The following is a 15,320-nucleotide window of genomic DNA, read 5'->3' as shown; positions in this document are numbered from 1 at the left end:
ACCATAGAGCATTGGAACCACCTGATCCCATCCCGAACTCAGCCGTGAAACGATGCATCGCCGATGGTAGTGTGGGGTTTCCCCATGTGAGAGTAGGTCATCGTCAAGCTTCAATTCCAAACCCCCATTCGCGTAAGCGCATGGGGGTTTGTTTTTGCCCGCGGAAAACGCCTCGGCCCGCGGGCGGCAGCGTAGGGCGGCCTCGGCGCGTCGTCCGGCGCCAGCCCGCTAAGGCCAACACGCACCGGAGTTTCGACCCGAGGGCCTCAGGAGTAGTCCATGACCCAATGGCCGCTGGAACCTTTGTCACAGATCACAGATCACCGACGCCTACGTTAGGTTGAGCGACACCAGGCCACGACGATCATCTGCTTGTTATGTGCTTATGTGCGGATAGGCCACTATCGCCTACGGAGTCGCAGCGCCGGGGCTGGGGGGCGATCGGACGGGAAGGCAATGGGGGGGGGCGGGGGGCGACGCGGGAGACCGACTGGCCTCCCGCGCGTCGGGTGAGTCACCCTTAATGTTTACCGCCTTTGCGGCTGGTGTCCGAGCCTTTGTCGCGCTCAGTCGAGATGTTGCTGCCGGAGCTCTGGCCACCTTTGCGGCCGGCTTCCGATGCTTTCTCACGGTCATTGGCGAAGTTACCTGGGTTTTTATTACCTGGGTTGGTAGGCATGGTCCATCTCCTTACAAAATGTAGTAGTGAGGCGAATGTGCCTCGTCTAGGTACAGAGGGGCACGTCATTTAATGGTTTCCCAAAGATGGGGGGAGCTTGACCAACGGTAGGAGGCCTTTTGATAGGCATCGCCACGTGTGGCGCAACCGTCTTTTGCGCGCAAACCGGAGGGCTGGGCCACGAGAGGCCAGGCCTGGTTGGGCGCGATGCGGCGTTACTCGTCGCTCATTGGGAATGACCAAGCCTCGCGACATGCGCCGGGTCCCGCGTCCAGCGAGGCGCCGGAGCGGCCGTGCGCATAGTGTCAACAGGCCCCAAGGCGCAAAGAACGCTGGCATATTTGCCGAGCCCCGGTAGACTGCGCGGCTTTTTTCCCGCAGCAGGAATGCCTGAATGAGCTTCAATATCGCCAGCAAGAGCGGCGCCGAACGCACTGCCATTGAAACCGAAAAGGCCCGGCTATTCGAGTTGCGTCAGCAGAACCTGGGGCGCGCAAAAGTGCAGGCGGCCAAGTTCTTTGCAGAGCGCAGCAAGCGCAAGGGCAAGTGGGAAGCCTGGTTCAGAACCGAACTGGAGGCACTGACACCGGTGGAGTACGCCAGCATGGTGCGTACCGAGGTGCGTCGGCTGGTGGCCGAAAAATAGGGGCAGCATTGAAGGGATGGGCCCCGATGCGAGGCAAACTGCGGGCAAAATAAAACCCCACCGAAGTGGGGTCTTGGGTCTTGCATGACATCCTGTCTTTACCACCATCCTGGCGGTGATCCCTGCACTTCCCTATGGCTGCTGAAGCACCCTGCTTAGCTGCGTCCATGGGGAGAATATTAGTGTCCCCCCGGGGACGGCGGAAGTCGTGATCCACAACAGGTTGTGTAAGCAATGGCTTACATTGATTCTGCTCTGGCACTTTCACCGGGTCGACCTTGAAGCCAGGGCAGGTACACGGCACTCTGTAGAGCCTTGCGGACAGGGCTGCGGGCCGCAGTCCCTCGTCACGCATAAGCCGCGTTAATCCATCGTTATTGGCCTTACAGGAACACCCATGGACGCCGTCAAACCCGCGCTGATTCGCGAAACCTTCCCCGTTGGCCCCTTGCAGTGCAACTGCACCATCATTGGTGACCCGGTGAGCAAAAAAGCCCTGGTGGTGGACCCGGGTGGCAACCCGGAGGTGATCATGGCGCGCCTGGAAGCCCATGGGCTGAAGGTGGTGAGCATCATCCACACCCATGCGCACCTGGATCACTTTCTCGCCTCCGGGCAGATGAAGGAACTGACCGGGGCGACCCTGCACCTGCACAAGGAGGACCAGTTCCTCTGGGATAATCTGGAGATGCAGTGCGGCATGTTCGGTGTGCCCTACCGCCCGGTGCCGGCACCGGATCACTGGCTGCAGGACGACCAGGCGCTGGATTGCGGCTGTGGCGTGGCCCTGCATACGCCGGGGCATACCCCTGGCTCGATGAGTTTCTGGTTCCCCGAGGCCAAGCTGCTGATTGCTGGCGACACCCTGTTCCGCCGCGGCATCGGTCGCACCGACCTGTGGGGTGGCGATTACGCGACCATCGAGCGCTCGATCCGCCAGCGCCTCTATTGCCTGGACGAAGACGCCACCGTGGTGACCGGCCACGGCCCGGATACCTGCCTGGGGGATGAAATGCGTGAGAACCCCTTTATCCGCGCCGCGTAACGCGGCCCATTGGCACTCCACGGGCCGCTCGTCCTGGGGCTGCCCTTGAGGGCGAGACTGACCGTCTCATAGGTCCGCATGGCTGGTCAGCCCAAAGCTACAGCCCTGCCCCTGTGCTACTGATGGATGCTGGCCCGCAGATGCCGAGCTGATGGCCGATTGCCGTTGGTCGTCTGAACCCGACGGCTAAATGCTGGCGCCAATTCCTGACTAGACTGCTCAACAGCGTTTCACGTAGAAACGCTGCAAATCCCGACGCCTCTGCCTTGGGGGTGATAAGCGTCGGCAGTGGATTGGAGTCTGCATGGACGATGAACCGGTTTTTCACCCGCGTTTCCCCTGGTTGCCCCTGCTGGTCTCTCTGAGCCTGATGACGCTGCTGGGCGCGTTGGTGGTGTGGCAATGGCAGCTGCTGCAAAACAGTAACCAAAATGACGATGCCCAACGTTTCAGCCTGACCGTCGATAATATCCAGCACCGGATTGTCGAGCGCATGCGCGCCTATGAAATGGTGTTGCGCGGCATGTCCGGGCTGCTGGCCGGCAGCGAAGAGGTGTCGGTCGAGGAATGGCAGCGCGCCAGCGATCAATTGCGGCTGCAAGAGCGATATCCCGGTATCCAGGCGATCAGTTGGTCCAGGTACCTGGCCCCTGAGCAATTGCCCGGGTTCCTGGCCCAGCAACAGGGCGCGGGCCGTCGGGATTTCCGGGTATTCCCGCCCGGCGAGCGGGACCACTGGCTGGTGATCACCTATATCAACCCGCTGGATTGGCGCAACCGTCGGGTGTTGGGTTTCGATATGCTCAGCGAGGCGTTGCGACGCCAGGCGATCGAGCAAGCCCGCGACAGCGGCGAGGCGGTGCTCACCGCGCCGCTGCACCTGAGGCAGGAGACCGAACAAGATATCCAGGTCGGGGTCTTGTTGTACCTGCCGGTGTACCTGGCCAGCGAACCGGTGACCACCCGCGAGGAGCGCGCCGCGGCCATGTTGGGCACCGTTGCGGGCACCTTTCGGCTGAAAGACTTGCTGCGCGGCATTCTTGATTCGAGCGCTGACCTGTACCAGCTTGAGCTGGCCGATCTGGGGGAAAACGGTGGTTCGTTGCTCAATGGCAACTACGGCGCCGAGGCGCGGTTCCAGCTCAGCCGCGAGCTGGCGATGTTCGGCCGCACCTGGCAACTGACGGTCAGCAGTACGCCGGCTTATGAACAAAGCCTGCGGAACACGCGCGTTTCCCTCAGCCTATGGGCCGGCCTGGTGGCGGCGGGCCTGTTAGCCGCCCTGGTGGGGGGCTATCTGTACCTGCGTGAACGCACCTTGATCAACAGCCGGCTGTTGAGCGCGCGCCTGCGTGAGCGCGAGGAACGCTTCCGCTTGGTGGTGGAAGCCTCACCCAATGCCATCGTGCTGGTCGACAGCGGCGGACTTATCGCCATGGTCAATCGCCAGACGGAGCAAATGTTCGGCTACTCACGCACCGAATTGCTCGGCGGCCCGGTGGAAGTGCTATTGCCTGAATCCTTGCGGGCGGCCCATGTCGCCATGCGCCAGGGTTTTCAGCAGGCGCCTGAGCCGCGGCGCATGGGGGGCAACCGCGAGCTGTTCGGCCAGCACCGCGATGGCCGCTCGATTCCGGTGGAGGTGGGGCTGTCGCCACTGCGCAGTGGCGAGGATGTGCTGGTGCAGGCGGTTATCATCGACATCAGTGCGCGCAAGGCCGCCGAGGAGCGCTTCCGCTTGGTGGTGGAAGCTTCGCCTAATGCCATCGTGCTGGTCGACAGTGCGGGCGCCATCGCCATGGTCAACCGTCAAACCGAGCGCATGTTCGGTTATCCGCGAGTCGAGCTGATCGGTCAACCGGTGGAGCGTTTGTTGCCGGAGGCGATGCGCGGCAGCCATGTGAGTTTACGCAAGGGGTTTCTCAAGGCCCCCGAGCCTCGGCAGATGGGCAACAACCGCGAGTTGTTCGGGCAACACCAGGACGGTCGGTTGATCCCCCTGGAGGTGGGCCTGTCGCCGCTGCGCAGCGGCGCCGATGTGCTGGTGCAAGCGGTGATCATCGATATCAGCGAACGCAAGGCGGCCGAGCACCGGCTACGCGAGCAGGCCGAGCAGTTGGCCTTGGCCAACCGCTACAAGTCCGAGTTTCTGGCCAATATGTCCCACGAGCTGCGCACGCCGCTCAACAGTATCCTGATTCTCAGCGAGCAGCTCAAACAGAACGTGGCGGGCAACCTGAGCGACAAGCAGGTCAAACATGCGGATATCGTGCACCGCGCCGGCAGCGACCTGCTGCAGTTGATCAACGATGTATTGGACCTGGCGAAGATCGAGGCCGGGCGCGTGCAGCTCAAGCTCGAGCCACTGAATGTGCACGACATGCTGGTGGAACTGGATGCCAGCCTGCGGCCGATGGCCGAACTCAAAGGCCTACGCCTGCTCTCTTCGCTGGAGCCGGGTGTGCCGCGGGTGATCTACAGCGACCGTGGACGGTTGCAACAGATCTTGCGTAACCTGTTGTCGAATGCCCTTAAGTTCACCGAGCGCGGCGAAGTGGAACTGGCCATCAGTTGCGAGACCCAGGGCCTGGACGACGGTCGCGAAATGCTGCGGATCCTGGTCCGTGACACCGGTATCGGCATCCCGGTCGAACAGCACCAGCAGGTATTCCAGGCCTTCCAGCAACTCGACGGTTCGACCAATCGGCGTTTCGGCGGAACCGGGCTGGGGCTGGCGATCACCCGGCAACTGGTCGAAGTACTGGAGGGCGATATCCGCCTGGACAGCGCACCCGGCGAGGGCTCCCGATTTGTCGTGCGACTGCCGGTGGCGGTCCTGCAGCAATCGGCCAACGAGCCGCAGGAGAGCCTCCGTGAACCGGTGCGCAGTGGTCAGGGACCGGCACTGCTGGTGGTTGAGGATGACCTCAATTTCGCCACCTTGATTGCCGAGGAGGCCCAGACCCACGGCTTTTCCAGTGTCCTGTGCAGCAGCGGCAAACAGGCCATCGGCCTGTTGCATCAGGAGCGCTTCGTCGCGGTGATCCTCGATATCCTGCTGCCGGATATCAGTGGCTGGCAGGTCTATCGCAGCCTGCGCAACCAGCTGCAGCACCGCGGCTTGCCGGTGCAAATCATTTCTTGCGTGCCGCAGCCCCAGGATTGGCATGAGGACGGCACCGGCTATCTGGTCAAACCCATCGCCCGTGCCGACCTGGAGCGGCTGTTCGCCGAGCTGATGCTGACGGCGCGGGATGACGCGCCGCGCCTGCTGCTGGTGGAGGATGTCGAAGTGGAGCGCGAGCATTACCGGGCCCACCTCAGCCAGCTGGGGTTCGCGGTCAGTGCCGTGGGCAGTGCCGAGGAAGCACGCCGGTTGTACGCCGAGCAGCCGTTCACGGCCCTGGTGATCGACCTTGACCTGCCAGACCAGGATGGCTTCGAGTTGCTCGACAGCCTGCAGCGTGAGCGTCCGTTGCAAAGCACCCGGGTGGTGGTCAATACCGGTGTGGACGTGACCCAGCAGAGCGTGCAGCGCCTGCGCCGCTATTCGGCGGTGGTGGTGCGCAAAGCCGGTGCCGACCTGGCCGCATTGAGCACCGCGGTGCAGGGGTTTCTGGCTGGCGTGCGGCAACCCGCACTGCTCGTCCCGCCGCCGGAGGCACTGCCCCTGGAAGGCAAGCGGGTGCTGCTGGTGGACGACGACGTGCGCAATATCTACGCCATGAGCGCCTTGCTCGATGAGCTCGGACTCGAAGTGACGACCGCCCAGGACGGTCTGGAGGCCTTGGAAAAGGCCGCTGGCGTCTTCGAACTGATCCTGATGGACATGGCAATGCCGAATATGGACGGTTACACGGCCACTCGTCTTTTGAAGGAGGAGCGCGGATGTCGCATACCGATCATTGCGCTGACCGCCCACGCGATGAAGGGCGACCGCGAACGCTGCCTGGCGGCGGGCGCGGACGATTACCTGGCCAAGCCGGTGGCCCGCCAGGACTTGCTCGAATTGTTGCACCGATGGTTGAACCAGACGGAGGGATCTCATGGCACTAGCGCAGCTTAAACCCCAGGCCAGCGAACAGATCCTGCTGGTGGTCGATGACCGCGAAGAAAACCTGATCGCCATGGAGGCCTTGCTGGGGGAGGGCCCCTGGCGCGTGCGCACGGTCAATTCGGGTGAAGCCGCGTTGCAATGCCTGCTCGACGAGGAGGTCGGCCTGGTGTTGCTGGATGTGCAGATGCCGCATATGGACGGTTTCGAAGTGGCGCGGTTGATGCGAGGCAATTCGCGCACCCGCTACACGCCGATCATCTTCCTTTCGGCCATGGCCCAGACCGCCGATGCGGTGCTGCGTGGGTATGCCACCGGCGCGGTCGACTTCATTCTCAAACCCTTCGATCCGCAGGTCCTGCAGCACAAGATCAATGCCCTGCTCGAACACGAGCGCAACCGCCATGAGCTGCAACTGCTGAGCAAGCAACTGGACAATGCCCGGGCCTTTAATGCCTCGGTGCTGGAGAACGCGGCGGAGGGCATCCTGGTGGTCGACGAGGGTGGCTGCATCAGCTTCGCCAACCCGGCCATGGCGCGCATGCTGCACGGCAGCGTGGCGACCCTGGAAGGCACGCTCCTGGCCAATTACCTGCATTCGCCGTCGATGCCCGAGGAGTGGCAGGATTCGGAGTTCTACCAGCATTGGCGGCGCGGCGAGGCCTATCGCCTGCACGATGCCAGCTTGCGCACCTGCACCGGCCAGTTGGTGCCGGTGGCCTTATCCAGTTCGCCGTTGCCGCGTTTGCAGCGGGCGATGGTGGTGTTGGCGCTGGACATGTCGGTGGTGCGCAACCTGCACGCGCAGCTGGAGTCCCAGGCCGTCACCGATGCCCTGACCGGGTTGCTCAACCGGCGCGGCTTTCATCAAGCCCTGGAGTCGGCGCTGGCGCGGGTCGACCGCAGCGGCAAGCGCATGGCCATCCTCTACCTGGACCTGGACGGCTTCAAGCGGATCAATGACTCGCTCGGTCATGCCGCCGGTGACCAGGTGTTGCGCCAGGTGGCGGAGTTGCTCAAGACCAGCCTGCGTCCCTACGATATCCTGGCGCGCATGGGCGGCGACGAATTCACCGCGCTGCTCGACTCCCTCGAACATCCCGAAGATGCGGCGCGGGTGGCGGAAAAACTCATCGAGCTGATTTCCGTGCGGCACCGAGTCGATGGCATCGAAGTGACGCTGGGCGCCAGCATCGGCATCGCCTGTTTCCCCGAGTGCGGGCAGACGGTGGACGGCCTGATGCGCGCGGCGGACATGGCCATGTACGAAGCCAAACGCGCGGGCCGCCAACAGTACCGCTTCTTTTCGCCGGAAATGAACGGCCGCGCGCGCTCGCGTCTGATGCTCGAAGAAAGCTTGCGCAGCGCCATCGAGCAGAACGATTTCGTGCTGGTCTACCAGCCGCAGATCCACCTCGAAAGCGGGCGCCTGCGGGGGTTCGAAGCGTTACTGCGTTGGCAGCACCCGGTGGCGGGGACGATCGCGCCGAATGTGTTCATTCCCTTGCTGGAAGAGACGCGGCTGATCAACCGCCTGGGTGACTGGATCTTCCAGCATGGTGTCCAGCAGTGCTGCGCCTGGCGGCCGTTGTTCGGTGATGACCTGGTGCTGAGCCTGAATGTCAGCCCGGTGCAGTTCGGCATGCCGCAGTTGGTCGACGACCTGCGGCGGATCCTCGAGCAGCATGGGCTCAACCCTCGGCAACTGGAGGTGGAGGTGACCGAGAGCGCCTTGATGCAGGACCTGGAAACCACCCGCGAGCAACTGCGCCAGCTACGCGAGCTGGGCGTGCGGATCGCCATCGACGATTTTGGCACCGGTTATTCGTCGCTCGCCTACCTGCGTCATTTCGAGCTGGATACCTTGAAGATCGATCGGCTGTTTATTGCCAATATGCTCGAGTCGCCACGGGACGCGGCGGTGGTCAGCACCATCATCGAACTGGCCCGCAACCTGGGCCTGGAGGTGATCGCCGAAGGCGTGGAAACAATCGAACAGCGCGACTGGCTGGTGGCGCACCAGTGCAGCGTGATGCAGGGCTTCCTGGTGGCCAAGGGGCTGTCGAGCGCAGATGCCGCGACTTTCCCCAGCCAGATCGACTGGAGCCTGTTTCGCGGCGAGTAGCCGCAAGCCGGATCGGCGTCAGCGGGCCCCAAGGCCCCCCGGTGGCTCGGCTCAGTCGCGCGGCGGCGCAAACTCGGCGTGCAGCGTCGCCAACTGGGCGTCCTTGACCTCCCACAGTCGATTGACCCACTGCTGAAAGGCCAGCCGGTAAACCTCGTCCTGGTCGTAGTTCTTGCCGATAAACTCGCGTGGGATGGGCGTCTGCTCGATCCGCACGACGATCTGCCGGATTTGCCCGGACAACAGGCTCCAGAAGCTCGGGTTGCCCTGTGGGTAGTGAATGGTGACATTGACCAGGCTGGTCAGCTGCTCGCCCATGGCGTCGAGTACAAAGGCGATACCGCCGGCCTTGGGTTTGAGCAGGTAGCGAAAGGGCGAGGCCTGGCGCTGGTGTTTGCCCGGGGTGAAGCGGGTGCCTTCGAGGAAGTTGAACACCGACACCGGATTGGTCTTGTAGCGTTCGCAGGCCTTGCGCGTGGTGGCCAGGTCCTGGCCGCGTTTCTCCGGATGCTTGTGCAGGAACTCCTTGCTGAAGCGCTTCATAAAGGGGAACTCCAGCGCCCACCAGCACAGGCCGATCACCGGCACCCAGATCAGCTCGCGCTTGAGAAAGAACTTCAGGAAGGGCGCGCGCCGGTTGAGCTGGTACTGCAGCACCAGGATGTCCACCCAGCTCTGGTGATTGCTGGTCACCAGATAGGTGTGGTGCTGGTCCAGGCCCTCCAGGCCCTGAACGTCCCATTGGGTGGGGTGCACTCCGTCCATCCAGGTCTTGTTGACGCTGATCCAGCTTTCGGCGGACCAGTGCATGGCGACATTGATCACCCGCCGCGCCGCCTGGAAGGGCAGCAGGGCCTTGACCAGCGCGCCGATAAACAGCGGCCAACAGAACACCAGGGTGTTCAGCATCAACAGCAGGGCGGCAAGGGTTCCTCGCACGGGGGCGGGCAGCAAACGCAAGAACTTCAGCATGGGGGCAAAGGCCTCCAACAAGGGGCGGCAATCGCCCGGGTTCGTTATGACAGGTGTTTCGGTCCCTGATTGACCGGCCACCGCCGAGGCCGTGCGGCAGCGGGGGCGCCACAGGTTAACCTGTGGCGGGCGAACTGCAAGCCTGGGATAAGCGTACCAATCAAGCGTTGAGGGTGGGCAGGGTGGCGGCCTGGATGGCGGTGAGGGCGATGGTGTAGACAATATCGTCGACCAAGGCGCCGCGGGACAGGTCGTTGACCGGCTTGCGCAGCCCTTGCAGCATCGGGCCGACGCTCAGGCAGTTGGCGCTGCGCTGGACCGCCTTGTAGGTGGTGTTGCCCGTGTTCAGGTCGGGGAAGATAAACACCGTGGCACGGCCCGCCACCGGGCTGTTCGGTGCTTTTTGCAGGGCCACGCTGGCGCTGGTGGCGGCGTCGTACTGCAGCGGGCCGTCGATCAGTAGCTCGGGTTGCTGGGCCCGGGCCAGATGAGTGGCCTCGCGGACCTTCTGCACCTCCTCGCCACTGCCCGAGTCGCCGGTGGAATAGCTGAGCATGGCCACGCGTGGCTCGATGCCAAAGGCCCGCGCCGAGGCGGCGCTCTGCACGGCAATTTCCGCCAGTTCACTGGCGCTCGGGTCGGGGTTGACCGCGCAGTCACCGTAGACCACCACCTGCTCGGGCAACAGCATGAAAAACACCGACGAGACCAACTGGTAACCCGGCGCGGTCTTGATCAACTGCAGCGCGGGGCGAATGGTACTGGCGGTGGTGTGGATGGCACCGGAGACCAGGCCGTCGACCTCGTCCAGGGCCAGCATCATGGTGCCCAGCACCACGCTGTCCTCCAGCTGCGCGGCGGCCATGGGCGCGTTCAGCCCCTTGCCCTTGCGCAACTCCACCATCGGCGCGACGTAGCGTTCACGGATCAGGTCGGGGTCGAGGATTTCCAGTCCGGGGGGCAGCTCGATACCGTGGGCACGGGCCACCGCGTGCACCTCCTCGGGTTTGGCCAGCAATACGCAGCGGGCGATGCCGCGGGCCTGGCACAGTGCCGCGGCCTGCACCGTGCGGGGCTCGCTGCCCTCGGGCAGGACGATGCGCTTGTTGGCCGCCTGGGCGCGCTGCACCAGCTGATAACGGAAGGCCGGTGGCGACATGCGCAGCTCGCGCACCGAACCGCAGCGCTGACGCAGCCACTCGTAATCCAGGTGACTGGCGACGAAATCGCTGACCTTCTCCGCCCGTTCGCGGTCGTCCACCGGGATTTCCTTGTTCAGCCGGTTGAGGTTGGTCGCCGTGTCGTAGGAGCCGGTGCTCACGGTCATCACCGGCAAGCCGCTCTGCAAGGCGCCGCGGCACAGTTCCAGGATCCGTGGGTCCGGGGCGAAGTCGCTGCACAGCAGCAGGCCGGCCAACGGCATGCCGTTCATGGCGGCCAGGCTGGCGGCCAGGATGATGTCGTCACGATCGCCGGGGGTGACCACCAGCACCCCGGGCTTGAGCAGCTGCACGGTGTTGGCCACGGCGCGGGCGCAGAGCACGATCTTGAGCATGCGCCGCTGTTCGTAATCGCCGGCGTTGAGCACCCGGGCGCCGAGCAGGTCGGCGACGTCGCGGGTGCGCGGAGCGTTCAGTTCCTCCAACCAGGGAATGCAGCCGAGCAGGCGGAAATCGCCGCGCCGCAGCAGCGGTGAAAGGTCGCGCAGGCGCGTCTTGAACGCCTCCAGGCCGTCCTCGCTGCGCACCTTGTTGATGATCACGCCCAGCACCTTGGGGTCTTGCGGGCCGCCGAACAGCTGGGCCTGGATATCGATGCGGTCGGACAGTTCGCTGAGGGCCTCGTTCTCCGGCGCCGAGACCAGAATGACCTCCGCATCCAGGCCCTTGGCCAGGTGACCGTTGATACGCGCCGCGTAGCTGGCCTGACGGGTCGGCACCATGCCTTCGACTATGACCACGTCTTTACCCTCGGCGGCCTCGTGGTACAGGCTGATGATCTCTTCCAGCAAGTCATCCAGTTGGCCATCGCCGAGCATGCGCTCGACATGGGCCAGCCCGAGTGGCTTGGGCGAATGCAGGCCGTGGGTGCGCGCGATCAGTTCGCTGGAGCGCTCGGGCCCCAGGTCACCGGGGTGCGGCTGGGCGATGGGTTTGAAAAAGCCGACCTTCAGGCCGGCCCGTTCCAGCGCGGCGACCAGCCCCAGGCTGATGGAAGTGAGGCCGACGCCAAAACCGGTCGGGGCGATGTAAAAGGTCTGCATGAAATGTCCTCGGGGCGCGCTGCACGGGTACGTGTCAGGCAGGCGGGCCAATGTCAGGGCAGCAAGGCCAGGGTGTCCAGGGCGATCTGGCGTTCCTCGTTGGTCGGCACCACCAGCACCCGCGGGTGGCCGTACGCCTGGATCGGGCCGGCCACGCCGCGGATGCAGCGGGCGTTGGCCTGGGGGTCCAGGCTGAGGTTGAACAGGCGCAGATGGGCCACGGTCTTGCTGCGGATCAGCGGTGAATTCTCGCCGATTCCGCCGGTAAATATCAGTCCGTCGAGCTGCGGCAGGGCGCAACTCATGGCCGCCAGGGATTTGGCCAGGCGATAGCAGAAAACTTCGATGGCCAGGGTGGCCCCGGCATGGCCCTGTTCCCGGGCCTGCTCCAGGCTGCGCATGTCGTTGGACAGCCCGGACAGGCCGAGCAGGCCGCTTTCGTGGTTGAGCAAGTGCTCGACCTGCTCCAGGCTCCAGCCCAGGGCGCGCACCAGGTGCCCGTGCAGGTTGGGGTCGACGTCGCCACTGCGGGTGCCCATGACCAGGCCCTCCAGCGGCGTCAGGCCCATGCTGGTGTCGCGGCTCTGGCCGTTGACGATGGCGCAGGTCGAACAGCCGTTACCCAGGTGGGCCGACAGCCAGCTGCTGTCACCACTGGCCAGGCCCGCCAGTTCCGCGGCGCGATGGCTGACATAACGGTGGCTGGTGCCGTGGAAGCCGTAGCGCCGGACCCCCTGCTCACGGTACAGCGACTCGGGTACCGCGTAGCGGAACGCATGTTCCGGCAGGCTCTGGTGGAAGGCCGTGTCGAAGACCGCTACCTGGGTCAGGCTGGGGAACAGCTTGATCGCCGCTTCGATGCCCAACAGGTTCGCCGGGTTGTGCAGGGGCGCCAGTGGGGCCGTGCGGCGAATTGCGTCCAGGGTCGCGGCATCGAGCCGGCTGGCGGCGGTGAAGTGTTCGCCACCATGCACCACACGATGGCCGATGCCGTGCAAGGTGCCGCCCGCGGCGCCGTGCACCAACGGCAGCAGCTGGGCCAGGGCCGCACGGTGATCACCGTTGGGCAGCATCAGGCTGTCCTGCTGGCCGCCGCGCTGCCAGCGCAGCACCGCGTCGTGGCTGCCCAGGCGTTCGGCCAGGCCGCTGAGGGTGAACTGGCTGTGGGCTTCGTTGACCAGGGCGAACTTGATCGATGAGCTGCCGCAGTTGATCACCAGAATATTACGTGCCGGCATCGGGTTTCCTTGTGGGGTCGGGAGGGGGCGGCGAGTCCTGGGCGCACCAGCCACACGGGAAGGGACGACCCCGCTGGGCGTGGCGCTGCACGGGGTCGAGCACCCAGGCGCGGGATTGCCAGGGAGGCTGGTGGCGCAGGTGCTGGGTATGGCCGCAAGACAAGACTGCCACCCAATCGCCCGCGGCGTCCTGATAAAAATCGAGGATACGCGCAGGCAAGGTCCGTCTGTCCGCGCCTGGTTCGCTTTCGGGCGAGGCCTTGGTTAAACTTGCCCGTTCTTCATTCTTATGCAAAAGGTCTCGCCCCATGCTGATCGCCGCCAACAAGGCTGTCTCCATCGACTATACCCTGACCAACGACGCCGGTGAGGTGATCGACAGCTCCGCCGGTGGTGCTCCGCTGGTTTACCTGCAAGGCGCCGGCAACATTATTGCCGGTCTGGAAAAAGCCCTCGATGGCAAGCAGGTCGGCGACGAGCTGAACGTGACCGTTGAGCCCGAAGACGCCTACGGCGAATACAGCGCCGAGCTGGTCAGCACCCTGAGCCGCTCGATGTTCGAAGGCGTCGATGAACTGGAAGTGGGCATGCAGTTCCACGCTTCCGGTCCGGACGGCAGCATGCAGATCGTCACCATCCGCGACCTGGACGGCGACGACGTGACTGTTGACGGTAACCACCCACTGGCTGGCCAACGCCTGACCTTCCAGGTCAAGATCGTCGATATCCGTGATGCCAGCCAGGAAGAAATCGCCCACGGCCACGTGCACGGTGAAGGCGGTCATCATCACTGATTGCGCTAGCCGGCGACCCAGCTGCTAAATTAAGCTGGACACCGCGAGAGGCGCCTTCGGGCGCCTTTTTTGTCCGCAGCGTTCTTTGCGTACTCTCTACGATGAACAAGGAGTCTGTCATGAGTGCCTTTCACGACCTCAATCTACGCGCGCTGGATGGTAAGGATCTGCCCCTCGCGCCGTTCAAGGGCCAGGTGCTGCTGGTGGTCAATGTCGCGTCCAAGTGCGGCCTGACGCCCCAGTATACGGGCCTCGAAAGCCTGCACCAGGCTTACCAAGGTCGCGGTTTCAGCGTCCTCGGGTTGCCGTGCAACCAGTTCGCCGGCCAGGAGCCGGACAGCGAAGCCGAGATCCAGGCGTTTTGCAGCAGTCGTTATGGGGTGAGCTTTCCCCTGAGCGCCAAACTCGAAGTCAACGGTCACGACCGTCATCCGCTGTACCGCCTGCTGGCGGGCGAGGGCGCGGAATTCCCTGGCGATATCAGCTGGAACTTCGAAAAGTTCCTGGTCGGCAAGGACGGTCGGGTATTGGCCCGTTTCAGCCCGCGTACCACTCCGGACGACCCCGCGCTGGTGCAAGCCATCGAAAAAGCCTTGGGCTGACCCGCTGGCGCGAGTACCGGTCCCACCGGTCCTGCGCGCTAGCGGTGGTCGCGTCCCGCGCGACTGATGTACCCGCCTGTGCTCACAGGCGGTCAGATGTCCAATATTCTTCTTCTTCTTCTTCCTCTTCCTCTTCCTCGCCACGGCATGGTCCCGGTCATGACCTTGATGCCGCTGGGTTTTGGCCGGCTTATCACTGTCATCAATAGTGCTGGGCGAAGCGAGACGACCGGTCATATGCTGGTGCATGACTTCCAGCATTCGACTCGACAAGCGTGACCTGATCCTCGCCAAGGGCGCACAGCTGATGACCCGTCAGGGTTACCACGGCACCGGCGTCTTGCAGATAGTCCAGGCCGCGGGGATCCCCAAAGGCTCCTTTTATCACTACTTTTCCAGCAAGGAAGACTTTGCCCTGCAGGCCCTGGAGTACCTTTATGGGCCGCGCCTGCAGCGCTATGCCCAGGCGCTGAGCAGTCCGGCGTTGAGCCCGCGCGCACGGATCCTGGCCTACTACGCGGACCTGGTGGCGCATTTCAGTCGCCAGGAGACCCCCCAGCACCATTGCTTCATCGGTAGCCTGAGCTTCGAGATGGCTGAGCTCTGTCAGCCCATCGGCAGCCAGGTGGAGGCCATCCTGCAACGCTCGGTGGCCATTCTCGTCGAGTGCCTGGAGGCCGCGCGGGAGACGGGTGAACTGGAGCCAGACAGCGACTGCCAGGCGTTGGCTGAATTTATCGGCAACGCCTGGGAGGGAACGCTGATGCGGATGAAAGTGGGTGCCAGCGCGGCCCCCCTAACGGTTTTTTTGAACCAGCTCGAGCGCCTGTTGCTGGCGCGCGGCTGACGAACCCGCGGCGTGGCCGATGCCCGCCGCCCCTGACCCCCTTGAGGAATGCCCC

The 15,320-nt window shown here is 64.0% G+C and carries 12 protein-coding genes, 1 rRNA gene and 1 pseudogene; 9 read left to right on the top strand and 5 right to left on the bottom strand.

What is annotated here, in order from left to right; all coding sequences use genetic code 11:
- Positions 1-109 (top strand): 5S ribosomal RNA (rrf, locus tag ABWY06_RS02710); the annotation flags it as partial.
- A gap of 411 nt (positions 110-520) precedes the next feature.
- On the opposite strand, the pseudogene ABWY06_RS02705 reads toward rrf, so the two are convergent.
- Positions 521-664, bottom strand: a pseudogene (locus tag ABWY06_RS02705) (con-10 family general stress protein); the annotation flags it as partial.
- 409 nt (positions 665-1,073) lie between these two features.
- Between ABWY06_RS02705 and ABWY06_RS02700 the strand changes: the two are divergent.
- The 4 genes from ABWY06_RS02700 (at position 1,074) to ABWY06_RS02685 (ending at position 8,549) form a co-directional block, all read left to right on the top strand.
- A complete protein-coding gene (locus ABWY06_RS02700; RefSeq protein WP_353924021.1) occupies positions 1,074-1,325 on the top strand; it encodes a hypothetical protein in 252 nt (83 codons plus the stop codon).
- Between the two features lie 397 nt (positions 1,326-1,722).
- Complete coding sequence (locus ABWY06_RS02695; RefSeq protein WP_353924020.1) at positions 1,723-2,370, top strand: MBL fold metallo-hydrolase; 648 nt, start codon at positions 1,723-1,725, stop codon at positions 2,368-2,370.
- 304 nt (positions 2,371-2,674) lie between these two features.
- A complete protein-coding gene (locus ABWY06_RS02690; RefSeq protein ID WP_353924019.1) occupies positions 2,675-6,436 on the top strand; it encodes a PAS domain S-box protein in 3,762 nt (1,253 codons plus the stop codon).
- Entirely contained in the window at positions 6,417-8,549 is a 2,133-nt protein-coding gene (locus tag ABWY06_RS02685) for a putative bifunctional diguanylate cyclase/phosphodiesterase (RefSeq protein ID WP_353924018.1), read from the top strand. The genes ABWY06_RS02690 and ABWY06_RS02685 overlap by 20 nt, the downstream gene beginning before the upstream one ends.
- Before the next feature lie 51 nt (positions 8,550-8,600).
- On the opposite strand, the gene yihG is transcribed toward ABWY06_RS02685, so the two are convergent.
- The 4 genes from yihG to ABWY06_RS02665 form a co-directional block, all read right to left on the bottom strand.
- The gene (yihG, locus tag ABWY06_RS02680) at positions 8,601-9,521 is read right to left on the bottom strand and encodes a 1-acylglycerol-3-phosphate O-acyltransferase, YihG family (RefSeq protein ID WP_353924017.1); all 921 of its coding nucleotides are present in this window, start codon (positions 9,519-9,521) and stop codon (positions 8,601-8,603) included.
- Between the two features lie 160 nt (positions 9,522-9,681).
- On the bottom strand, positions 9,682-11,784 hold the full coding sequence (gene pta, locus ABWY06_RS02675; protein WP_353924016.1) for a phosphate acetyltransferase: 2,103 nt from the start codon (positions 11,782-11,784) through the stop codon (positions 9,682-9,684).
- 53 nt (positions 11,785-11,837) lie between these two features.
- Positions 11,838-13,022, bottom strand: a complete 1,185-nt coding sequence (locus ABWY06_RS02670) for an acetate kinase (RefSeq protein WP_353924015.1) — start codon at positions 13,020-13,022, stop codon at positions 11,838-11,840.
- Positions 13,009-13,362, bottom strand: coding sequence for a DUF3565 domain-containing protein (locus ABWY06_RS02665; protein WP_353924014.1), 354 nt, complete (start codon positions 13,360-13,362; stop codon positions 13,009-13,011). Before ABWY06_RS02665 ends, ABWY06_RS02670 begins: the two co-directional genes overlap by 14 nt.
- Here ABWY06_RS02665 and ABWY06_RS02660 point away from each other — a divergent pair.
- From ABWY06_RS02660 to ABWY06_RS02645, 4 genes are all read left to right on the top strand, one after another.
- A complete protein-coding gene (locus ABWY06_RS02660; protein ID WP_353924013.1) occupies positions 13,331-13,816 on the top strand; it encodes an FKBP-type peptidyl-prolyl cis-trans isomerase in 486 nt (161 codons plus the stop codon). The two genes, ABWY06_RS02665 and ABWY06_RS02660, sit on opposite strands and share 32 nt — an antisense overlap.
- A gap of 119 nt (positions 13,817-13,935) precedes the next feature.
- Complete coding sequence (locus tag ABWY06_RS02655; RefSeq protein WP_353924012.1) at positions 13,936-14,418, top strand: glutathione peroxidase; 483 nt, start codon at positions 13,936-13,938, stop codon at positions 14,416-14,418.
- Between the two features lie 96 nt (positions 14,419-14,514).
- Complete coding sequence (locus ABWY06_RS02650) at positions 14,515-14,697, top strand: hypothetical protein (protein ID WP_353924011.1); 183 nt, start codon at positions 14,515-14,517, stop codon at positions 14,695-14,697.
- Positions 14,666-15,265: a TetR/AcrR family transcriptional regulator gene (locus ABWY06_RS02645; RefSeq protein WP_353924010.1), complete on the top strand. Its 600-nt coding sequence runs from the start codon at positions 14,666-14,668 to the stop codon at positions 15,263-15,265. The genes ABWY06_RS02650 and ABWY06_RS02645 overlap by 32 nt, the downstream gene beginning before the upstream one ends.
- Positions 15,266-15,320: the final 55 nt, after the last annotated feature.

The organism is Pseudomonas sp. (genome assembly GCF_040514055.1).
Classification (GTDB): domain Bacteria; phylum Pseudomonadota; class Gammaproteobacteria; order Pseudomonadales; family Pseudomonadaceae; genus Aquipseudomonas.
The sequence above is the reverse complement of the archived record's forward strand: the minus strand, read 5'-3'. Positions and strand labels throughout refer to the sequence as shown.